The sequence below is a fragment of the Gordonia paraffinivorans genome, from assembly GCF_900683595.1.
Taxonomy (GTDB): domain Bacteria; phylum Actinomycetota; class Actinomycetes; order Mycobacteriales; family Mycobacteriaceae; genus Gordonia; species Gordonia paraffinivorans.
The window spans coordinates 220,590-241,547 of record NZ_CAACYD010000005.1 but is presented as its reverse complement, the minus strand read 5'-3'; the positions used below and the strand labels follow the sequence as shown (position 1 = coordinate 241,547).

Genomic DNA, 20,958 nt, shown 5'->3' with positions numbered 1-20,958 from the left:
TTGAAATCCGGTCTGAATCCCTGGTACGAGGCCCGCGATGCCCTCGCCGTCGACTTGGAAGAGGAGCTCATGGGGCCCAGGGAGCCCCTTGAGCTTGACGAACCTCCGTTGAATCGAATCATCGTCGGTGTTCTGCACCCGCGCCGTGGTGTCGAGGAGCAGGAGTTCGTCACCGGTCTCGAAGAGGAGCAACGTATGGACAGTGGCGCCGATGTCGCGCTGTCCGAGACCGAAGAACCGGACTCCGCGGTCGCACTCTCGCGCGCTGTGAAACCCACCTCCATCGGCTTGACGTTCGCTGTTGCGGTGAAAGAGACTCCTGCCGTACGGGTTCGCGGTGCGGCCAGACGGTACATCTCGAAAGATCCGAAGTGGGTGCCCGTCGACGTGACCTCGCCAGATGACCTGAAGATCGATGTCCGCGCCGTTGGGCGAGGCACGTTCGACTTCCCCGGTGAGAAGCTGCGTCTAATGTGGGTCGTTCGGAGACCAGTCGACGGGTTGTCCAGGATCACGGTCTCGCTGGTCAACACGGCAGCGGCTCCATCTGGTGAGCGTATGGACGCCCACTGCTGGTTCAGGCCGTCGATCGAGGTTGCCGTCGACAGTGGTCTCTTTGTGGATCGTCGGCGGACGCGGCCCGCACCTAGCGGCGACCGCGACATCCGTTCAAATGATTTCCTCTATCGTAACGAGCCGGCACTGGCGGTCGGGCACGGCTGCGCCGTCGAGTGGGATGGCCCGTTCGGCGTCACCGAGCTCAGCACGACCTTTATGCCGAGTCACGACGTTCGTCTCGCTCGTCCTTCCGGAGGTGACGAGAACGACGAGTTCGGAACCTACGAACTCGATATGGAGCGACTCGCCTCCGACACCGACACATCTCAATTGCGTGCGATGGCGGATGCTTACCGGGGGTGGATCGACACCCGTGAGCGTGAGGCACTCTCGATGACAGCGCACTACCGCGAGACTGCTCTGGAGCACATCGAGTATGCGCGTTCATGTGAACGGCGGATCCGAGCGGGCATCGACCTCCTCGAGAGCAAGGACGACCCCGATGTTGCGCGGGCGTTTCGCCTGATGAATGAAGCGATGGTGGAACAACGGAAGGCGCAAGACCGCGCACGCGGTGTACCACCGTCCGCGCAGAGGTGGCGGCCGTTCCAGATGGCCTTCATTCTGATGAATCTCCCCGCTCTGGCGTCGGAAGCGCATGAGGACCGAGACGTAGTCGACCTGCTGTGGTTTCCTACGGGCGGTGGCAAGACCGAGGCTTACCTGGGATGCATCGGTTTCGTCATTCTTCTGCGCAGGTTGCGTCGCGCCGACGACGGTGGCGTGTCGGCGATCATGCGTTACACGCTTCGCCTACTGACCCGGCAACAGTTCGAACGCGCGGCCGGGCTCATCTGCGCACTCGAACTCATCCGGCGGCGCGAGCTTCCGGCCGCCACGCCGATCTCACTCGGATTATGGGTGGGAGACAAGGCATCTCCGAACAAGGTGACGGACGCGAAAACGATCCTGAACAAGATGGCCGCCGGAGAACAGCCCGAGGGTTCGACACCGGTCCAGCTTCTCCGCTGCCCATGGTGTGCGGCGCCGATGGGACATCGAAACTACGAAATCGTCAGTGACGACGAGATGCGTATATCTTGTGGCGAGAGTCGATGTGAGTTCTCGGACGGTCTGCCTCTGTATGTGACCGATGACGATGTCTATCGGGTCAAACCCTCGCTGCTGATCGGGACAGTCGACAAGTTCGCGCTCATGGCGTGGCGGGAAGAGGTGGGGCTCCTCCTGTCCGTCGATGGCCCCCACTCGCGTCCAGACCTCATCGTCCAGGACGAGCTGCATCTCATTTCAGGGCCGCTCGGCACGATGGTCGGTCTGTACGAGTCCGCTCTCGACCTGGCGTGCACGGGGCAAGGTCGGCCCAAGGTCCTCGCATCCACTGCGACGATTCGCAGAGCGGAGCAGCAGGTCCAGAACGTGTTCAACCGGAGGTCCGTACAGTTCCCCCCACCCGGTCTTGACCCGGCGGACAACTACTTTGCGGTCGACGCAACGCCCGGCGAGAAGGGGACGCGGCGCTACGTTGGCATCATGGCGCCAGGGATCAGTCAGGCAACGTTGCTGGTCCGCATCTATTCCGCACTGCTGCAGTCTGCACGAGAGCTCGACTGCTCGGACGAGGTCCGCGATCAGTACTGGACGCTCCTCGGATACTTCAACAGTCTCCGGGTCCTTGGTTCGACCTATCTGCAAGTGCTGGACGACGTCCCGAACCGTATCGCGGTCCTTGCGAAACGGCGAGGCACGTCGATGCGGGAGATCTCGCAAGAGCCGATCGAGCTGACCTCGCGGGTGGATCAGACGCGCATTCCGGAAGCGATGAGTGCACTGGAAACGAGGTACCCATCGCGTCAGAGCCCGGATGTCGTACTGGCCACGAACATGATCTCGGTAGGCTTGGACATAGACCGATTGGGTTTGATGGTCGTTGCCGGTCAACCACAGAGCACTTCCGAATACATCCAGTCGACGAGCCGCGTCGGCCGCCGGAACCCGGGACTGGTCGTCGTAGCATTCAACGGTCAGAGATCCAGGGACATATCGCATTACGAGTCGTTCATCCCGTTTCATCGCGCGCTGTACCGCGAGGTGGAGGCAACGACCGCGACTCCGTTCGCAGCGCGGGCGCGTGACCGAGGTGCGCACGGAACGCTGGTCGCAGCAGTCCGAATGCTGATTCCCGGGTTGAGGGCGGACAGGTCGGCTCCCATGGTGTCGCAATTCCGTGAGGACATCGAAGCGGTCATCGCCGCTCTCGTCGCTCGGGCAGCCGAGGTTTCCACCGACGACGAAGCGCGATCGCTGCGTGCGCAACTAGAGGATCTGGTCAACAGGTGGCAGGATGCAGTCGCCGGTTCGCTCGTGGAGAGGTACGGAAGCCTTCGGCCCCCCAAGGCCCGGCCGGTGGAAGGTGATCATCCGCTTCTCACCACTGTCGGGGGCGCTCATTCCGACGCATCGAGCTTCCCGGTACGGACACCTCCGTGGCCGACGCTGTCGAGCATGCGCGACGTAGACGCCGAGACCAACCTCTATGTGAAGTATCTGAAAGAGAGTGATGTCTAGATGGCCCTCCGTGCCAAGATTCGTAAAGCTCCGCCCATCAAGGCTTCGGTGCGGCGCTCGCAACTGATCACCACGTACGGTGTCGGCTCCGTCTTACCGGTGGAATCGGAGAGCTTCATGATCGCCGGACTCGAGCACTGGAACACGAGTAACTGCGAGCCGATCGAAGAACCTCGACTGCGCGCGCTTCTGGGCGTCCACGAGTTGCTGGCTCCACCAGGTGGGGAGAGCGGCGGCATGGTCCCGATGGTGCGCTTCCCGGAATGGGTGTCGTGCCCGAAATGCAACCGGCTGGACAACTTCTGGCGGTTGGCGGACAAGGTCGACAACAAGTACGTCAACAAGTGCCGGCACTGCATTTCGGTACGGCTCGTTCCGTCCAGGTTCGTCGCGTGCTGCGTTTCCGGTCACATCCAAGACTTTCCGTTCCGCTACTGGACACATCGCGGACGAGACGTGGACGACGACTCGGACCATTCGCTCCGAATGATCGCCGACCCGGCCGATTCCAGTCTTGCCGGTATCGCTATTGTGTGCTCGTGTGGTGTCTCTCGATCCCTCGAGGGCGCACTCGGTAGTGGGGCGCTGACGACAGGTTGTGGCGGGAGGTCTCCATGGTTGGACACCGACCACGAACCTTGCGGGCAGAAGTTGGTCGGGCTGCAGCGAGGTGCTTCCAACGTCTGGTTTGCCGATGTGAAGTCGGCCCTCACCGTGGACCGTAGCCTCACCGCAGCGGAAGAGATCCTCGAACGCATAAAGCCTGAACTAGAGGGTTTGGAGGACGAGGACGTCGCGGTGCTTCTCAGGATCAAGGCAAAGCAGCACAAGGTCGATCCCGACGCCCTCGTCGACGCGTTCAGAAAAGGCACGACCGAGGCCGAGGATTATCAGCACGCCCAGGCGAGGCTTCGCGAGGAAGAGTACGAAGCACTCGGCCGTGAGGACGAGAAGGAAACCTTCGTCTGTGTCCCGGAAGCAGTCAGAGAGACATCTGGGACCGGACGGATGCTGGACCTGGTGTCGAAGGTCCCTCGCCTCCGCGAGGTCCGTGCGCTAACCGGTTTCGCGCGGGTGAGTGCAGTTGCGGAGACCAAGACCTCGCCGGGAAAGCTCACACGGAATCGCGCAACCTGGATGCCCGCGATCGAAGTATTGGGCGAGGGCATCTTTGTCCGTTTCCGCGAATCCGCAGTGGTGGCGTGGGAGTCTTCGGAGTTTGCGCAGCAACGTGCCGAGCGGATCTCGTCGGCCATGCAGGACGCAGCACCCGCAAGCGTGGGGGTCCTTGAACCCGTCCGACCGCGTCTCCTGCTACTCCACTCTTTGTCTCACGCATTGATGCGAGAGTTGGCTCTGGACACCGGCTATCCGGCGTCGTCCATCAGGGAGCGGATCTACGCCGCGCCGGGTCAGGCCGGAATCCTGCTCTACACCGCATCAGCGGACGCGGCCGGTAGCCTGGGGGGTCTTTGTGCACAGGGCACGGTCGCGAACATCGTGAAGCTGGTCGAGGATGCAACCGAATCTGCTCAGTGGTGCTCGGCGGACCCAGTATGTCTCGAGTCGGGTCCGTCCGGCGCCGGCGCTGCGAACCTGGCTGCATGCCACTCATGCATGCTCGCACCGGAAGTGTCGTGCGAACTGCAGAACCGCTACCTTGACAGGGCGTGCCTCGTCGGGAACTCGGAATCCTCCGACTTCGGCTTCCTCACCCAGTTCGATGGTCTTTAGCTCTGAGTCAACGCGAAAGCGGTTGGGCCGATCCTCCCCATCCATGGGGTCGCTCGGAAGATCTCCATTGGCGTTGCGCTACACCTCGACTCGAGTTGGGCGATGAGCCATGGCGAAATCGTCGTTCGTGCCATGACGGTGAGATAATCGAGTTGAAAGAACGCCATGAATCCCAGGTGGATCGGGTTTGTAGACTGCGCCCCAGAACCGTGGCGAGAAGGGCGTGAGGAACGAACTGGTGACAGGTTCGGTTTAGGCCGCGAGTGTGAGCGGCTCGGCTAGCTTGGCTTCGAACTCGATGGGCGTCAAGCCGCCGAGGGTGTCCTGGGCGCGCTGGCGGTGATACTTCCGCTCGATCCAAACGACGATGGCGAGTCGCAGCTCCTGCCGGGTCGCCCACCGCTGCTGGTTGAGGACGTTCGTTTGCAGCAGTGACCAGAACGACTCCATGGCCGCGTTGTCCCCCGCAGCGCCGACTCTTCCCATCGATCCGACCATGTCGTGGCGGCGCAACTCGCGGGCCATCGCGCGGCTGCGGAACTGGCTGCCCCTGTCGGCGTGCAGGATGCAGCCGGCGACCTCACCGCGGCGCGCGACAGCATTTCGGACGGCGTCTACGGCGAGTTTCGCGGTCATCCGATCTGAGATCGAGTACCCGACGATTCGGTTGGAGAACACGTCCTTGATCGCGCAGCAGTAGAGCTTGCCTTCGCTCGTCCAGTGCTCCGTGATGTCCGTGAGCCAGAGCCGGTTCGGTGCATCGGCGCGGAACACGCGCTGGACGTGGTCGTCGAACACGGGCGGCCCGGCCTTCTTCCCCTTCCCGCGTCGCCGGCGTTGCGCGGACGAGAGAATCCCCGCCTGCGAGCACAGCTTCCACGCCGTCCGCCGGCTCATCCGCCACCCCGCTCGGCGGGCCTCGTCGGCGAGGTATCGGTAGCCGAACGTCGGGTCCTCGTGGTGCGCATCATGCAGCGCGTTGATCCGATATGCGCGGAGCACGTCCGCGTCCCGGACGGGGTCGTTGCGCCACCGGTAGTAGGGCTGGCGGGCGAGCTTGAGAACCCGGCACGACACCGTCACGGGGATCCCCGCGTCGGCGAGCTCAGATACGAGCGGGTACGTCATTTTGGGGAGCCACCAAGCCGCAGGTTCGCCTGCGACAGATACGCCGCCGCACGGCGGAGGACCTCGTTCTCCTGCTCGAGCAACCGGATCCGCTTCTTCAACTCCCGCGCCTCGGCGGCGTCCGCGGCGGTCTGGCCGGGACGGTTACCGTCTTCGACGTCGGCTTGACGGAGCCAGTTCTGCAACGTCGCTTCGCTGATACCGAAGTCGGCGGCGATCTGTTTGATGGTGACGCCGCTCTCGCGGCTGCGAGCAACCGCAACGACGTCCTCGCGGAACTCTCTGGGATAGGGGCCGGGCATGATGACATCCTCCCCGTCAGCGCCTCCCGGCACTAACGATCAGTTGTCACCAGTTCGTTCCTCACGCCCTAGTGGCCATCATCGCAGTCCACGCGGTCATCAGAGAAGGCAGCTCATTGTCTCGAGCAACCGACCGAGCGGAGTGAGGCAAGCACCAGATTGTGGGCTCACATAGCCGACTTTCAAACTGGAATTTCCGAGATGGTGTTGCGCAGGAAAGCTATTGCGGTGTCGCAGATTTTAGAGGTTGTTGGTTTCGGCACCCCAAAGCGAATGACAGACGTTACAACAACAGCGCTACCGGACTGGACTATAGCCGCGCACTCTGCGGACATACCAGAGCCCACCAGTACGCGTCGTCCGCCGAGCCAGGTGTCTGGATACCAATCCGTAGCGGCTGAGTTCAGGCTCTTGTATCCAGATAGGGTCTGCTCAGTCCCGTTGATGTTCCCAACGAACTGTGACAAGGTCGACCTGCCGTCGGAAAGGAACTTCCAACTACATCCCCTGGCGGTCTGGAAATCTGAAGCCGCTACATCTGCCACAGAACTGACGTCAAGTCTCAGTTGTCGAAGTGTAGCTTCAGAGACCTGAGTGCATGGCTCGTAGTCGGTCCCATCGTTGTTCCGGCTCCAGCGATTCGGAAACTCCGTCGGAAAAGGGAGCTGCCTTCCAGCAGCGTCGGTTTGCCTGATCTCGGGTTCCGCACTTTCGCTAGTTGCGGCGGGTACCGCGTTTGGCGATCCGGAGGTTGTGCAGGCAACTAAGCCAGTCCCCACTACTGGGAGTGCACATAGTGCGGCCGCGACGGAAACGGCGTTCCTATAGCTCAATGTCTCGTGCGCTCGCTGTATCGGCTGCTTCAAATGACTCACCCGCTCGTCTGCTCAGACGGGCCAGTTCGCTGGCGGAATCCGAGAGCGAACTCAGGCTGTTCGCGAGTGAGGCAACCGCTGAGGTCGCCCGTTCGTACACTGCGATTCCCTCGGCACAGTCACCAAAATGGTTTGCCCATCGGGTACTTGTGAGCCTGACTACTGCGGAAGCCAACTCTTCAGACACCTCCGCAACCACCGTCGCCCGCTTCTCCCATGCGGCACGCTCCGAGCGAACGGTGTACTGCTCGCCGTGCGGACTCACCGGCATCTTCGGAGCAGGTCTGGGCAACAGAGAGTCGTCCGAGAACGGAATCGTCACAGGTCCCCCTCACGCCATGCGCGCCCCGATGGCGCCCCCACCACGCCGAACAGACTAGCGCGGCAGCAGACGATCGCCAGTCCAGCGCGATTACTGTGCATCACCGGCGACGAATCCCCAGTACAGAACATGGGGCGGCAGAGGGGTGCGGGGCCGCCGAGCCAAGACTCGCGACCCCGCACCCAGCGAGCTACCGCCGGCGACCCCTCTTCCGGTTGTTCCAGTGGTAGGAGTCCCGGGTCGCCTTCGACGCATATCCGGCACCCTCGATCCGGGCGCGCATGTTCAGTTGCTCGATGTCCCGAAGCTCCTGCTCGATCGCCATGAACTCCTCGGGCGCGGCGAGCGTCGCCGCCTCCCGCAGCTGCGCCGCCGACTTCCGCAGCAGTGCGTCACCCACATCCAGGTCGCCGGCTTCGAAGGCCTTCGACGCCTCGAGCTTTGCGGCCTGTCCCTCCTGGTACAACTTCTCCGACTCCACCTTCGGGTTCGGCACACGACCGGAGGCCTGATCGCCGGGCACCACGTTCACCGAGATCGGCAGCGTCATGGTGTGCTCGACGAGCGTCGCGGTCTCTGCGTACCGCAGCTCGAGCGTCGCGATCTGTGCCAATCCCAGCGCGGCCAAGCCGTCGACCTTCATCCGCAGCAGCAGCTTGCGCTGTTCCTCCGCGTAGAAGTCGCCGAGCTCGATCATCACCTCGCCGTTGCCGACCTGGTTGACGGGCAGATCGTTGTACAGGGCCAGCGATGTCACCTCCGGGACGCACCGAACGATCAGCGTCGCAGCCTGCACCGACTTCGAGAGGAGCCCCTCGACCTCGCCGGCGATCGCTGCACCCGCGGCATCGGGGTCGTCGGCGAACACGTGATTACCGTTCCCCGAACGCGCCATCGCCGACAGCAGCGTCTCGTCGTACCCGCGTCCGTAGCCGAGGGTCGACGTCGTGATGCCGTCCGATGCAGCCTTGGCAGTCACGGCGGCGAACCGGTCGATATCGGTGAGCCCGCGGTTGACGTGCCCGTCGCTGATGACGAGGACGGTGCCGCCGCGGATACCGGCTGCGGCCGCGGCGCGTCGTAGATCCTGGAGTCCACGCAGGTAGCCCGACGAGAGGTCGGTGCATCCGCCCGACTCGATCGACCGAATTGCCTGCACCGCACGGGTTTTTTCGGACAGGGGGGCGGCCGGCACGACGACCTGCGCGGTGTCGTCGAACGTCACCACACCGAACACATCGGCAGGGTTGAGCTGGGCCACGACACCGGCGAGCGCCTTCTTGGCGCCCTCCAGCGGAGCGCCGTCCATCGAACCGCTGCGGTCGAGCACGATCTGCAGGGCAGCGGGGGAGCGGTTGGTCTCGGGTGCCGCCGGCGCCGTCAGCTCGAGCAGCACGGTCACCTCGTCGGCGGACTCGTGGGCCACCATGTCCACGTCAAGAGCAGTGGAGAGTTTCATCGTCATTCCTTCCCCCGCCTCGACATCGGACCGAGACGGTGACTTTGCGCGAATCTGAGTTTACTACTTTGCGCAAACTTTCGCATAGTCTGTTTTCGTGACCAGTCGCTCGAAGAGCCTCGCCGACTACCCGCGCCCGAACGTTGCCGTCGACATCGCCGTCCTGACCGTCGCCGAAGGTGCGCTGAATGTCGTGATCCAGCGCGACGCCGAAGGGCGGGCCTCGCTGCCGGGACGGTTCATCCGGGAGAGGCACACCGTCGAACAGACGGTGCGCGAGGTCCTCGAACTCAAACTGGGGCTTTCACCCGATCACGTCCGACCGCACCTGCTGGCGGTTTTCAGTGATCCAGACCGAGATCCCCGTGGGTGGACGATCTCGATCGCGCACGCGGTGGCCCTGCCGAATGTCGGGTTGTCCGGCGTCATCGGCGAACTCGCACCCGTGACACCGACCGGACGGCTGGCGTCGGGGGAGGAGCTCCTCTACGACCACGCCGAGATCATTGCAGCAGCCACCGACACTCTTCGGGAACGTTACGAGGATCAGGCGGATCCCGACGACCTGCTGCGCCCCCCGTATACGCTGTCCGAACTGCGGCAGCTCCACGAGGCGGTCCTCGGGCGGCCACTCATGCGGGACTCGTTCAACCGAAGGGTGAAACCGCTTCTAGAACCGCAGCTCGACGCCGACGGGAAACCTGCGACCAGGATCGGTGGCGGTCGGCCGGCGCGGCTGTACGCCAAGGCCGCGCCGACGGCGACGTTCGGGTGGAGGCTGCCGAGCCCGCGATCGGAGCAGGACCCCGGGTCCTAGAGGCACCGGATCCATGGGGGTTATGGGGGATGACACAGCGTGGAAGACGTTCCGGTAGGAGCCGCGCGGGCCGGCGATCGGCTCGCGCGAGGAGTCCGTCGTCGGTGATCACGCGACCTCTGGCCGTCCTGGTGGGCGTGCTCGCGATCCTCGCGTGCGCCACTGCCAGACCTCGTCGGATTCCGACGAGAACAAGCCCACGGTGGAGATCCGCTCGAAGTGGCGTGGCGGACGGTCAACGAGCATCTCCAGGTGATCTTCCCGGAATGAGATCTGGCGCAACCTTGTTCAGAGAATCCGTCATGGGGTCGACGTGTTGTACGGGTGTTCGACCGGAAGCAACTCGCTCGTTGACGGCCCGCCGTGGAGCGTGCGCAACGAGAACGACGTCGACCACCTCAGTGACCCGATCCTGCGAGCGCAGGTCGACCGCGGTTTCGACACCCTCGTCGAGCGTGGCTTCGAGCCGGTCGACGTCGGACCAAGAAGGCGCCCGAGGAACGCAGCGTCCGCAATGACGCGGCATTCGGTGTGGTGCTGATGGTGTCGTGGCGCGGCAGCGACATGTGGACCGTCCACTCCTCGTCGCCATGCATCACTTCCCCGGGAATGAGGAGTATTCGCAGACCAGGTGATCAACAGAACACGCCGCCAGGCCCCGGGGTGGAGGGCCTGACGGCGTGATCGTTCGACCGTTGTCGGTCTCAGGGGTGAGTGCTGGTCACGGGTGGACGCCGCGCTGGTTCAGCCACACCTGGGGGTTGATCTTGTTGCCGTTGGCATCCCAGACCTCGTAGTGCAGGTGAGGTCCGGTGGATTCACCGCGATTGCCGACGGTCGCGATCTTCTGGCCGGCGGTCACGCGCTGTCCGGCGTGCACGAAGCTCTGGTCGACGTGTCCGAAGACGCCGGTGGTGCCGTCGTCCTGCTTGACGCGGACCCACTGGCCGAAGCCGGAAGCGGGGCCGGACTCGAGCACGACACCGTCGGTCACGGCATAAATGGGCGTGCCGATGCTGTTGGCGATGTCGACGCCGTTGTGGTTGGAGCCCCAGCGCGGGCCGTAGCCCGACGTCACGGTGCCGCTGACAGGCTTCACGGCCTTGCGTGCACCCGGGGCGCCGGGGTTGTCGAACACCGACGGCGGCAGGATGTCGCGGGCGAACTTGTCCAGTTCGGGCGGAAGGTTGACGCCGGCCGGGATCTTCACGTCCGCCGGCAGGGCGTCGGCCGGGATCACCGGCGCAGGCGCGGGCTGGGCCGATGCCTGTGCTGCACTACCGACCGTCAGGCCAGCGGCGCCGACGAAGGCCGCGAGCGCGACAGCTCGGACTGCCTTCCGGGTGCGCTTCTGGGATGAGTGATGGGTGTTCAGGTAAGTCAAGGGCACAACATTTCTGTATCGGTAACGATTAGGTATCGGATCGGACACGGCCAGGCTAAACACGCGGACCTGAGCGGAGCCTGAGAAACGGGCCTGATCGTGTCTCGACTCACTCGATCGAGCGCAAAGGGCGAGGTCGGGGTGTGCGTGCTCACGTCCGAGACAACGCAAAGCGGACATCGACTGGTCGGGGCGGAACGATGACTGCGCGCGTCGGAGCCGGCAACCACCGCCGACATCGGCAGGGCAATCACCGACGTTCGAGGCTCTCTGCTCCCGCGTCGCCGGCAAGGCCCTCGTAACGGCCGTGACCCTCTGCGGCCACAAGTGCACCGGAAAGTACTCCGCAAGGCGGCCGAGTTGCGGATACGGGACCGGCCGCTCTGGAGCGATTCCCGGGTACTTGGGCGAGACTGCTGTGAAGCGCTCCGCGACGGTGCTCGTGCTGGTCACCGCCATCAGCGGCTGCGAGAGGTGCGCTGATGCCCGGGCTCCGGTCGCTGCACTCTTGAACCGGCGCATACTCCCCGCCGTGCCATCGCCAGATGGAGGTGTACGAGGCTGGAAGCGGTACGCCAACCGACGGTTTCGGCGACCGTCCGTCCGGTCTCTCACAGGACCACGACGTATACGGAGTTCGGATACCGCACACGACCGACGATGGGACCCCGCGGGACGTGGACCCGACCCGATCGCTCGCTGTTGCGATCGAGACCTTCTTCGACGTGTACCGAGACGTCGTCGGCAACCTGCGGCTTCCGGACGGATTTCGGCAGGCCATACGACAATCCCAACGCACATCGTCAGATCGTCACGGCCGCAGGCTCAGTGCGCGTCGAGCACGAAGCCGGCCTAGATCTCGAGATGACACCGGTGCGTTTCGACGTCGCAACGGGCCCCAACACCGCATCGGTGGCAACGGCGCTCACGTGCCCGTCTGACGCCGCCTCCCGATCTTGCGCATCGCACCGATCAGTTCGAGGCCGACACTGGGCGTGAGATCTCCGGCGCGGCTGATGACTCCGCGCCACCGCGGCAGCACGCGGAAGACCTGGCGGCTGTCCATGAGCTCCATGCCGGCGCGAACCACGGCTTCTTCGTCGAGTGGCTTGGGGCCGGCGAAGAGCATCGCGGCGCCGGGATCCGTCGCGCGGGAAGTGACCATCTGTGTGTTGACCACGTCCGGGCACAACGCCCGCGCCCGGATCGGCAGTCCCGCGTGCCGCAGGTCGCCCTCCAGCGAGGTCGTGTACGAGAGCACCGCGGCCTTGGTCGCCGCGTACAGCGACAGGCCGGGCACCGGGGCGAGGGTCGAGAGGGACGCGATGTTGAGGACGACGCCACCGCCCGTGGTGCGCATCTGCGACACGGCGGCGGCCGAACCCGCCATGACACCTCGCACATTGACGTCAAGGATGGTCGCGATCTGTTCGTCGGAATACTCCCAGGCGTCTCCCGCGAAGAGCACGCCGGCGTTGTTCACCCAGACACTCAACCGGCCGAGAGCAGCAGCCTCCTCGGCTACCCGGCGATGTGACGCGATGTCCCGCACATCCTGCTGCAGACCGACTGCGCCGCCGCCGATCTCGACGGCCGCGCGTTCAGCGGCGTCACCGTCGACGTCGGTGACGATCACACGGTGACCCTCCTGGGCAAGACGACGGGCGAAAGCGAGGCCGATGCCGCGACCGGCGCCGGTGACTACTGCTGTGGTGGGCATGCCCGGACTCTACTGCGCTCGTCTCGAGCCTCGACAGGGCCATACGGCGCGCCCTCGGGGGCGGGGCCGGCCGCCGCTCGGCCCGACTCCGGGTCTCGGCGGTCTTCGACTCCCTATGGTGGATCCATGGACACCGACGCCGCCCACATCGGAGCGATCAAGCAACTCAAGTACCGCTACTGGCGCGCCTGCGATGCCAAGGACGTCAAGGGGTTCCGCGACTGTTTCGTCGCGCGCGGCGCCCGCATCGACTACGGCCCGCTGGGGACGTTCGACGACGCCGAACCGATGGCGAAGATCTTCGAGCGGGTCGCACTGCACAAGGTCGACGGCGAATACGTGGTCTTCGACATGCACCACGGCCATCATCCGGACATCACCCTCGTCTCCGAGACCGTGGCGACGGGCCGCTGGACGCTCGAGTTCCGCCAACTGAACCTTCTCGACCGCACCGAGACACTCATGACAGGGGAGTACGAGGACGAGTACATCGTCGAGTCCGGCAAGTGGAAGATCGCCGCGAGCACGTTGACCGTCCGCTGGACGCTGCGCCGCCCGCTCGGCGACGCCGAGGTGAAGCCCGGGACCTTCGCCGGCTGATCCGATGTCCGAACCCGAACACACCCCCGACGGCCACCATGTCGTGATCAACGGCCGCAAGTGGCGCGCGACGGACCCGCTCATCCCCGACGAGCGCCGGTCGGAGCTGCAGTCGATCCTGATGGCCTGGCGCCGGGAGGTGAAGCGCACCAAGGGGGCACGCGCGGCGCGCGACGGCGTCCAGGCCGCGAAGGTCGCGCTGGGGGAGCGCGGCATCCCGTGGTGGGAGCAGACGGAGGAGGAGCGTCGAGCCCGTTGGGAGACCCCGGTCCCTCGACCGGGTGCCGGGTGAGCCTCAGCGCACCGTGATCGACTCGGCCGCGAATCGTCCTGCGCGTTCGAAGATCTCGCCGATCTTCAGGTCCGGGTCGATTCGCCAGTACCGCATGGTCGACAGATAGATCGCGGCCACCATCTGCGCCAGGAACTCCACGGGATGGTCGGTGCGCAGGTCGCCCTGTTCCAGTCCGGGCTCGATGAGTCGCCGCACCTGTGTCGTGAAGAGATGGCTGTTCTCGCCGAGGCTCTCCGACGCGGCGTACATCCGCTCGAGTTCGCCGGTCACCACCCGCATGTAGTCCGGGTCGGCCGCGGAGGTCTGGGCGAAGTCGGTGAACACGCCGACGACCCGGTCATACGTACTCAGTCGTTCGTCCAGCATCGCGTCGACCACCTCGCCGAACAGCTCCATCAGTTCGGCGTACAGCGCGTCGATGAGCGCGTCCTTGCTCGGGAAATAGTTGAAGAACGTCGCGCGCGACACCTCGGCACGTTCGGCGATCTCCTCGACCGTCGCCTCGGACCCTCGGGTTGCCAGCAGCTCTCGTGCGGCAGACAGCAGCCGGTCCCGCGTCTGCTGTTTGTTCTTCTCTCGCCGACCCACGGTCATGGGGCAATTCTGGCATTTCGACCCCGATTTCTGGATCGTCGTCTAACTTTTGCCTCGGAGTCCGAATGTGACGCACACCACGTAGGCCTGGCGGGGGCGGGCCCATCGTCGAAGGGATCGCAGTTGAAATCACCAGTTGCTCTCAAGCGCGTACTGCGCGCGACCACCGTCATGGGTTGTGCCGGCGTTCTCGCCCTCGGCGGGCTGACCGCCTGCGCCGACGACAGCTCCGACAGCTCGAGCGGCGGCGAGACCAGCGCCCTGCCGAGCAACGCCCCGACCGGCGACCCGATCAAGCTCGGCCTGATCGTCCCGGAGGGCGGAGCGGTCACGACGCCGACGGTGCGCGAGGGCGCGGAGGCCGCCGTCGAGTACCTCAACAACAACGGTGGCGGCATCGGCGGCCACAAGATCGATCTGGTCGTCTGCAAGCAGCAGGAAGAGCCCGCCTCGGCGACCAAGTGCGCCAACCAGATGGTCGAGGAAAAGGTCGCCGCCGTCGTGTCGCCGATGGGCGCGCAGGGCGCCGTCATGGTGCCGATCGTCACCGGCGCCGGAATCCCTTACGTCGCACAGGCTCCGGTCTCGCAGGCGGAGATGGCCACCCCCAAGGCGTACATGCTGTCCGGCGGCATCGTCGCCGTGCTCGCCGGCCAGGCCGCCACCGCGGCGAAGGACGGACTCAAGAAGGTCACCGTCATGCTCGGCGACTCCGGTGACGCCGCGGCGTCGGTGAAGGCACTCGGCGAGCCGATGTTCCAGCGCGCCGGCGTGGCCCTCAACGTCGTGACCGTGCCGGTCAATTCCCCCGACCTCACCCCGCAGATCACCGCCGGCCTCGCCGACAACCCGGACGCGGTTGCCATCCTCGGCGACCAGCGCCAGTGCATCTCGATGCTCAAGACGCTGCAGACGGTCAAACCGGACGCGCAGAAGTACCTGATCGCGGGCTGCCTCGACAAGAACGTCCTCGAGGCCACCGGCAAGGAGGCGGTCGACGGAGCGAAGGCCTTCACCACGGTGAACCTCGACTCCGACGACCCGAGCACCACGCTGTACCGCAGCGTCATAGCGCAGTACGCGCCCGACACCGATCCGGGCGGCCTGGCCTACCTGGGTTACCAGGCCGTCGCCGCGCTCGGCGAGCTGTCCGGACTCGACGGCACCGTCGACGCCGCAGCGTTCGACAAGGCGCTGTCCGAGGCCAAGGACCTCCCGCTGCCCGCGGCACCGGGAATCACCTTCACCTGCAACGGAACCGCCTTCCCGCCGCTGACCTCGCTGTGCAGCAAGGCCGTTCTCGTGAGTGACGTCAACGCCGACGCCCGCCTCGAGAACACCACCGTCGTCAACAACAACTGACAATCCGAGGAGATCGGGGGTCGCGGACATCGCGGCCCCCGATCGAGGAGTTTCCTTGACCGACCATCTCGCGTTCCTGCTCCTCGGCCTCGGCAACGGGGCCGTCTTCGCCGCACTCGGTCTCGCCCTGGTGATGACCTTCAAGAGCTCGGGTGTGGTCAACTTCGCCACCGGCGCCGTCGCGCTCTACGCCGCCTACACCTACGCCTTCCTCCGCAAGGGCGAGCTCCTCAACCCGATCCCGGGATTCCCGACGACCGTCGACCTCGGCTCCGACGTGGGAGTCGCGGCCGCGGTGATCATCTCGGTCGTGGTGGCCGCCATCCTCGGCGTCATCCTCTACGTCATCGTCTTCCGGCCCATGCGGACCGCGCCGGCACTCGCCAAGGCGGTCGCCGCCATCGGCGTCATGCTGGTCATCCAGGCACTCATCGCACTGCGCGTGGGGGAGAACACCCCGAGCGTCGGACCGATCTTCAAGATCACGACGTTCAGGATCGGCACCAGCACGGTCCCCACCGACCGGCTGCTGCTCGCCGCGGTCATCGTGGGCATGGCCATCTGCGCGGCACTCGTGTTGCGCTACACCAGGTTCGGAGTCGCGACCGAAGCGGCTGCGGAGTCGGAGAAGGGCGCGCTCGTCACCGGCATCTCACCCGACCGGGTCGCGATCGCCAACTGGGCGCTGTCCTCGGCCACCGCGGGCCTCGGCGGCGTGCTCATCGCGCCGATCGTCCCACTCAATCCCGTCGCCTACACGATGTTCATCGTGCCCGCGCTGGCATCGGCGCTGGTCGGCAACTTCACCGCGATCTCGGTCACCGTCGCGGCCGGTCTCGTCATCGGCATGCTGCAGTCGGAGGCGACCAAACTCCAGACCTCCTGGGACTGGATGCCCGACGCCGGTGTGGCCGAGGCGGTTCCGCTGATCCTCATCATCGGGTTCCTGCTCATCCGCGGCCAGCCGCTGCCCGGCCGCGGGGCGGTGGTGCGGCAGGACCTCGGTCGATCACCCCGTCCGGAACGCCTGCTGGTCCCCGGACTCGTCGGTGTCGCCGTCGCGGTCGTCGCCCTGTTCACAACCTCCGGAAGCCTCCGGCTGGCCGTGATCGCGTCGATGATCTACGCGATCATCGCGCTGTCCCAGGTCGTCGTCACCGGATATGCCGGGCAGGTGTCCCTGGCCCAGCTCACCCTCGCCGGTGTCGGCGCCTACTCGCTGAGCCGCTTCAGCGAGAACCTCGACCTGCCGTTCCCGATCGCGCCGCTGCTGGCCGCGTGCGCCGCCACCGTCATCGGCGTCGTCGTCGGCCTGCCCGCCCTGCGGGTGCGCGGCCTGCCCCTCATGGTGGCGACCCTGGCGCTCGCGGTGTTCTGCGAGGCCTTCTGGTTCCGCAACCCGTCCTTCAACGGCGGCCTGCAGGGTGCGCCGGTGGCGGCCCCGTCCCTGTTCGGCCTCGACCTCGGAATCGGTGCCGGCGAGGGCTATCCGCGACTGGCCTTCGGCATCATGTGCCTCGTCGTCCTGACGGTCGTCGCCTACGCGGTCGCGATGCTGCGCCGCAGCGGACTCGGCGCGTCGATGCTGGCGGTGCGCGCCAACGAACGCTCGGCGGCCGCCGCCGGGATCAACGTGGGCGTCACCAAGCTCGTCGCCTTCGCCATCGCGTCGTTCCTGGCCGGTCTCGGCGGCGCGTTGCTCGCCTACCAGCAGACGCTCGCCACCGCGGGAACCTATGCGGTGTTCGCGGCGATCGGACTCTTCGCGGTCACCTACGTCGCGGGCGTGACGTCGATCTCGGGTGCGATCGTCGCCGGCATCATCGCACCTGGCGGCCTCATGTACTTCCTCGTCGACAAGTACCTGTCGTTCGGCGACTACTACATGCTCGTCAGCGGCATCCTGCTGGTCGTCACCGTGGTCACCAACCCCGACGGCCTGGTCGGTTATCTGCACACCCTGCGGTTGCCGGGACGACGAACCGCGCCGTCGCCGGCGGCGCCGACGCACGAACCCGCACCACCGACGTCTCTCGAGAAGGCCGATGCCGCAGAGGGTCCGGTGATCCTCTCGGTCCGCAACGTGACCGTTCGCTACGGCGCCGTCACCGCGGTCCACGATGTCGGCTTCGACGTCCGGGAAGGCGAGATCGTCGGTCTCATCGGCCCCAACGGCGCAGGCAAGACCACGCTCATCGACGCCATCAGCGGGTTCGCCCGGGCCGAGGGCACCGTCGATCTCGACGGCACGACGCTCGACGGCCTGGCGCCGCACCGCCGCAGCCGCGCGGGGCTCGGGCGCACCTTCCAGGACATCGAGCTCTACGGCGAGTTGTCGGTGGCCGAGAACCTCGCCATCGCCGCCCGTCGCGCACCCGGCGAGACGGGCGAGAACGTGCACAACGTGCTGCGCATGCTGGAGATCGAACACCTGCGGGACACGCCCGCCGCCGATCTCTCACAGGGACAGCGCCAGTTGGTCGCGGTGGCCCGCGTGCTGGCCGGGCAACCCCGGGTCGCGCTGCTCGACGAACCGGCGGCGGGCCTCGACAGCACCGAGAGCCGGTGGCTCGGCGATCGGCTGAGAGCCGCACGCGCACACGGCGTCTCGATGGTCCTCGTCGACCACGACATGGACCTCGTCCTCAGCCTGTGCGATCGGGTCATCGTGCTCGACCTCGGCGCCGTCATCGCCGACGGCACGCCCGAGGAGGTCCGCACGTCACCGGCAGTGGTCGGCGCCTACCTCGGGACGCCGACCTCGGCAAAGGTCGGACCGCAGGAACCGTCGGACCCATCCGGGGTGCTGGAGGAGATGTCGTGACCGTGCTCGAATGCCGTTCCGTGGACGCCGGGTACAGCCGCGGCGCCCCCTGCGTCCACGGACTCGACCTGACCGTCGACCCGGGAGAGATCCTCGCCCTGCTGGGACCGAACGGCGCAGGCAAGACGACGCTGCTCACCACCCTGGCCGGACTGCTGCCGAGACTCGGCGGCGACGTGACACTCGCCGGTCAGTCCCTCAAGTCCGGTGACGCCCGGGCGGCCGTCCGGGCGGGGTTGGTCCTCGTGCCCGACGACCGTGCGCTCTTCCGTCGCCTCACCACCAAGCAGCACCTGCACCTGGCCACCCGCCTTCGCGGCAGGGCGCGCACCGAGGCGGTCGACGGGGTGCTCGACCTCTTCCCGTCGCTGACCAAGCGCCTCTCGGTGGCCGCCGGCGACCTGTCGGGCGGAGAACAGCAGATGCTCGCCATCGCGCGTGCGCTGCTGCAGAACCCCAAGGTGCTCCTCATCGACGAACTGAGCATGGGGCTGGCCCCGATCGTCGTCGAGTCGATCCTGCCGGTCCTGCGTGATGTCGCCGATGCGCAGCGTACGGCTGTGGTGCTGGTCGAACAGCATGTGCGGCTCGCACTCGACACGGCGGACCGGGCCGTCGTCCTGGCCCACGGCGAGGTGGTGCTGGAGGACTCCGCGGCGTCCCTGGCGACGGACCTTGGACGCGTCGAGGCTGCCTACCTCGGCACGGCCCGCGTCTGAGCCGTCGGTTCTACGAAGGGGTCGGGCCGGGCCGGTAGATCGCGTCGGTGATGCGGTTGGCGATGTCGGCGTGGGTCAGAAACCGTGCCGGCGACAGCAACTCGGCACACACCGCACCGACCATGAACTCGACCGCGGCTGCCGGATTGGGCGCGAGATACCCGGCGACGGGCGAATCCTCGATGAACGCCAGCGCCCGATCGGTCACGATGTCGATCAGCGTCGGGTGGCCCTCGCGCCGGATGACCCACGGCACCATCGACGCCGCGTCGTATCGGAGCGCGGCCTGCACCAGATCGTTGTTCGCGGAAGTTGCAGAGGTAGTTGTTCCAGGTGGCCCATCCCCCGCTGGGGTCGTGGGCGACGATGTCGACCACCGTCTCGTGGCCGTCCTCGTAGGCATTGGCGACATGGAACGTGAACAGCGACTCGTACTCGAGCCGGATCGGTCGCCCGCCGTCACGAGGCAGGAGGACGATCGTGGTGCCGAGTTCCGGCCGGTACGAGAGCGCTTCGCCGAATGGGCGCAGCCCCAGGGCGACCGGGATGGGTCGGTGGACGAGAACGCCGGGCCCGCCTTCGGCGGCCGGCTCACGCGACTGCGCATCAACCGTCGGACGACCGGCGTCCGGCGCGAACTGCTCAACGACCGCGGATGCGAGTTCCCGCAACTGGATCCGGAGATCTACCGGGAAATGTTGCGTCGACTGGACTGCGCCGGACCGGAAGTGGTCAACATCGACGACTTCGCCGAGAACCTGCCGCCCGCAGCAGCACTGGGGATGACGACGATCGAGTTCACCGGTCCGCGCGAGCTACGGGAGACGCTTGCCGGGCTCGGGGTCGAGGTCAGTCCATGACGTCGCGCACGCGGGTGTTCTCGTGCCCGGCGAGCAACGCCTGATTCGAGTTCTTCATGTGCCGCTGCCAGTGCGCGGCCGCCCCGGGACCGTCGCCGGCGCGCACCAGGTCGACGAGCTTCTGATACGGGCGGATCAGCTTGTTGTACTGCGCCCGCGTCATCGGGCCCTCGTTGATCGTGCTGGCGATGTGACGCTCGGCGATCTCGTGCAGCATGCCGGCGATCATCGCCATCGCGGAGTTCCCGGACAGCTCGATCATGCGGCGGTGGAACACGACCGACGCCTGAGCGAGCGTGTCGTTCTCGTAGGCCTCCTCGAGATCGACGTCGATGATCTTCTGGAGCTCGTCGAAGGCCTCGGTGTTGCCGGTCTCGGCGAGCATCTCGGCCGCGGCCGGCTCGATCACCTCACGCGCCTGCATGACCTCTTTCAGCGATGTCCCCGACAACTCGAGCAGGAGACCGGCGGGACGCGCGACGATCTCGGGGCCGGGGATCAGAATTCTCGCCCCGGTGCGTGATCCGCGACGGACCTCGACCAGTCGCTCGGACTCCAGGACGCGCACCGCTTCACGCAGGGTGGGGCGGCTGACCTGGAAATGGGTCATCAGCTCGGCCTCGTGCGGGAGGAAGTCGCCTTCCTTGAGCTGGCCGTCGACGATCATGCGGCGGAGCGTCCGGGCGACGAGCTCGGCGGTCTTGGGGGAGCGGATGGCACCCGATGACGATGTCGTCGTGGGCACCATCATGGGAGCCAGGTTGACAGGCTTTGTCATGGGCACCTTCCTCGGTCATCATCGTCAGCGGCATCGTCGCG

Annotated in this window: 16 protein-coding genes and 1 pseudogene; 9 read left to right on the top strand and 8 right to left on the bottom strand. The window is 66.0% G+C overall.

Going from position 1 to position 20,958, the window contains the following annotated elements; translation table 11 throughout:
- Both E1P53_RS03345 and drmB read left to right on the top strand, forming a co-directional pair.
- Entirely contained in the window at window positions 1–3,144 is a 3,144-nt protein-coding gene (locus E1P53_RS03345; RefSeq protein ID WP_131733468.1) for a helicase-related protein, read from the top strand.
- Window positions 3,145–4,878 carry an MrfA Zn-binding domain-containing protein gene (gene drmB, locus E1P53_RS03340; protein WP_131733467.1) on the top strand — a complete coding sequence of 578 codons (1,734 nt, stop codon included), beginning with the start codon at window positions 3,145–3,147 and terminating at the stop codon, window positions 4,876–4,878. It abuts the gene before it with no gap.
- Window positions 4,879–5,130: 252 nt separating this feature from the next.
- On the opposite strand, the pseudogene E1P53_RS03335 reads toward drmB, so the two are convergent.
- The 3 genes and pseudogenes from E1P53_RS03335 to E1P53_RS03320 form a co-directional block, all read right to left on the bottom strand.
- Window positions 5,131–6,308 (bottom strand): annotated as a pseudogene (locus E1P53_RS03335) (IS3 family transposase).
- Window positions 6,309–6,490: 182 nt separating this feature from the next.
- On the bottom strand, window positions 6,491–7,087 hold the full coding sequence (locus E1P53_RS03330; RefSeq protein ID WP_131733466.1) for a DUF3558 family protein: 597 nt from the start codon (window positions 7,085–7,087) through the stop codon (window positions 6,491–6,493).
- 608 nt (window positions 7,088–7,695) lie between these two features.
- On the bottom strand, window positions 7,696–8,964 hold the full coding sequence (locus tag E1P53_RS03320; RefSeq protein WP_131733464.1) for a vWA domain-containing protein: 1,269 nt from the start codon (window positions 8,962–8,964) through the stop codon (window positions 7,696–7,698).
- A gap of 97 nt (window positions 8,965–9,061) precedes the next feature.
- Here E1P53_RS03320 and E1P53_RS03315 point away from each other — a divergent pair, with 97 nt between their 5' ends.
- Window positions 9,062–9,781, top strand: a complete 720-nt coding sequence (locus E1P53_RS03315) for an NUDIX hydrolase (RefSeq protein ID WP_006901726.1) — start codon at window positions 9,062–9,064, stop codon at window positions 9,779–9,781.
- A 721-nt stretch (window positions 9,782–10,502) separates the two neighbouring features.
- Here E1P53_RS03315 and E1P53_RS03310 read toward each other — a convergent pair.
- Entirely contained in the window at window positions 10,503–11,165 is a 663-nt protein-coding gene (locus E1P53_RS03310) for a M23 family metallopeptidase (RefSeq protein ID WP_109237073.1), read from the bottom strand.
- Between the two features lie 925 nt (window positions 11,166–12,090).
- A complete protein-coding gene (locus E1P53_RS03305; protein WP_131733463.1) occupies window positions 12,091–12,885 on the bottom strand; it encodes an SDR family NAD(P)-dependent oxidoreductase in 795 nt (264 codons plus the stop codon).
- A 126-nt stretch (window positions 12,886–13,011) separates the two neighbouring features.
- On the opposite strand from E1P53_RS03305, the gene E1P53_RS03300 reads away from it, so the two are divergent.
- Both E1P53_RS03300 and E1P53_RS03295 read left to right on the top strand, forming a co-directional pair.
- A complete protein-coding gene (locus E1P53_RS03300; protein ID WP_006901731.1) occupies window positions 13,012–13,485 on the top strand; it encodes a nuclear transport factor 2 family protein in 474 nt (157 codons plus the stop codon).
- Between the two features lie 4 nt (window positions 13,486–13,489).
- On the top strand, window positions 13,490–13,777 hold the full coding sequence (locus E1P53_RS03295) for a hypothetical protein (protein ID WP_131733462.1): 288 nt from the start codon (window positions 13,490–13,492) through the stop codon (window positions 13,775–13,777).
- A gap of 3 nt (window positions 13,778–13,780) precedes the next feature.
- Here the strand turns inward: E1P53_RS03295 and E1P53_RS03290 are convergent, their stop codons facing one another.
- A complete protein-coding gene (locus E1P53_RS03290) occupies window positions 13,781–14,374 on the bottom strand; it encodes a TetR/AcrR family transcriptional regulator (RefSeq protein WP_131733461.1) in 594 nt (197 codons plus the stop codon).
- Between the two features lie 123 nt (window positions 14,375–14,497).
- Here E1P53_RS03290 and E1P53_RS03285 point away from each other — a divergent pair, with 123 nt between their 5' ends.
- The 3 genes from E1P53_RS03285 to E1P53_RS03275 are packed head-to-tail and all read left to right on the top strand — an operon-like array spanning window position 14,498 to window position 19,279.
- Window positions 14,498–15,736: an ABC transporter substrate-binding protein gene (locus E1P53_RS03285; RefSeq protein WP_131733460.1), complete on the top strand. Its 1,239-nt coding sequence runs from the start codon at window positions 14,498–14,500 to the stop codon at window positions 15,734–15,736.
- A 55-nt stretch (window positions 15,737–15,791) separates the two neighbouring features.
- Window positions 15,792–18,560 carry a branched-chain amino acid ABC transporter permease/ATP-binding protein gene (locus E1P53_RS03280; protein WP_131733459.1) on the top strand — a complete coding sequence of 923 codons (2,769 nt, stop codon included), beginning with the start codon at window positions 15,792–15,794 and terminating at the stop codon, window positions 18,558–18,560.
- The gene (locus tag E1P53_RS03275) at window positions 18,557–19,279 is read left to right on the top strand and encodes an ABC transporter ATP-binding protein (protein WP_006901736.1); all 723 of its coding nucleotides are present in this window, start codon (window positions 18,557–18,559) and stop codon (window positions 19,277–19,279) included. The genes E1P53_RS03280 and E1P53_RS03275 overlap by 4 nt, the downstream gene beginning before the upstream one ends.
- On the opposite strand, the gene E1P53_RS03270 is transcribed toward E1P53_RS03275, so the two are convergent.
- Window positions 19,255–19,809, bottom strand: a complete 555-nt coding sequence (locus E1P53_RS03270; protein ID WP_244941127.1) for a carotenoid oxygenase family protein — start codon at window positions 19,807–19,809, stop codon at window positions 19,255–19,257. The genes E1P53_RS03275 and E1P53_RS03270 overlap by 25 nt on opposite strands.
- Between E1P53_RS03270 and E1P53_RS20670 the strand changes: the two genes are divergently transcribed.
- Window positions 19,690–20,139: an HAD family hydrolase gene (locus tag E1P53_RS20670; protein ID WP_244941132.1), complete on the top strand. Its 450-nt coding sequence runs from the start codon at window positions 19,690–19,692 to the stop codon at window positions 20,137–20,139. The genes E1P53_RS03270 and E1P53_RS20670 overlap by 120 nt on opposite strands.
- Here the strand turns inward: E1P53_RS20670 and E1P53_RS03260 are convergent.
- Complete coding sequence (locus E1P53_RS03260) at window positions 20,129–20,917, bottom strand: FadR/GntR family transcriptional regulator (RefSeq protein WP_131733458.1); 789 nt, start codon at window positions 20,915–20,917, stop codon at window positions 20,129–20,131. The two genes, E1P53_RS20670 and E1P53_RS03260, sit on opposite strands and share 11 nt — an antisense overlap.
- Between the last annotated feature and the right edge of the window lie 41 nt (window positions 20,918–20,958).

What these genes read in the sequence shown, in the direction of transcription:
- drmB (WP_131733467.1), top strand. Translation starts at nt 3,145, where the DNA reads ATGGCCCTCCGTGCCAAGATTCGTAAAGCTCCGCCCATCAAGGCTTCG.
- E1P53_RS03320 (WP_131733464.1), bottom strand. Translation starts at nt 8,964, where the DNA reads ATGAAACTCTCCACTGCTCTTGACGTGGACATGGTGGCCCACGAGTCC.
- E1P53_RS03305 (WP_131733463.1), bottom strand. Translation starts at nt 12,885, where the DNA reads ATGCCCACCACAGCAGTAGTCACCGGCGCCGGTCGCGGCATCGGCCTC.
- E1P53_RS03300 (WP_006901731.1), top strand. Translation starts at nt 13,012, where the DNA reads ATGGACACCGACGCCGCCCACATCGGAGCGATCAAGCAACTCAAGTAC.
- E1P53_RS03295 (WP_131733462.1), top strand. Translation starts at nt 13,490, where the DNA reads ATGTCCGAACCCGAACACACCCCCGACGGCCACCATGTCGTGATCAAC.
- E1P53_RS03290 (WP_131733461.1), bottom strand. Translation starts at nt 14,374, where the DNA reads ATGACCGTGGGTCGGCGAGAGAAGAACAAACAGCAGACGCGGGACCGG.
- E1P53_RS20670 (WP_244941132.1), top strand. Translation starts at nt 19,690, where the DNA reads ATGGAACGTGAACAGCGACTCGTACTCGAGCCGGATCGGTCGCCCGCC.
- E1P53_RS03260 (WP_131733458.1), bottom strand. Translation starts at nt 20,917, where the DNA reads ATGACAAAGCCTGTCAACCTGGCTCCCATGATGGTGCCCACGACGACA.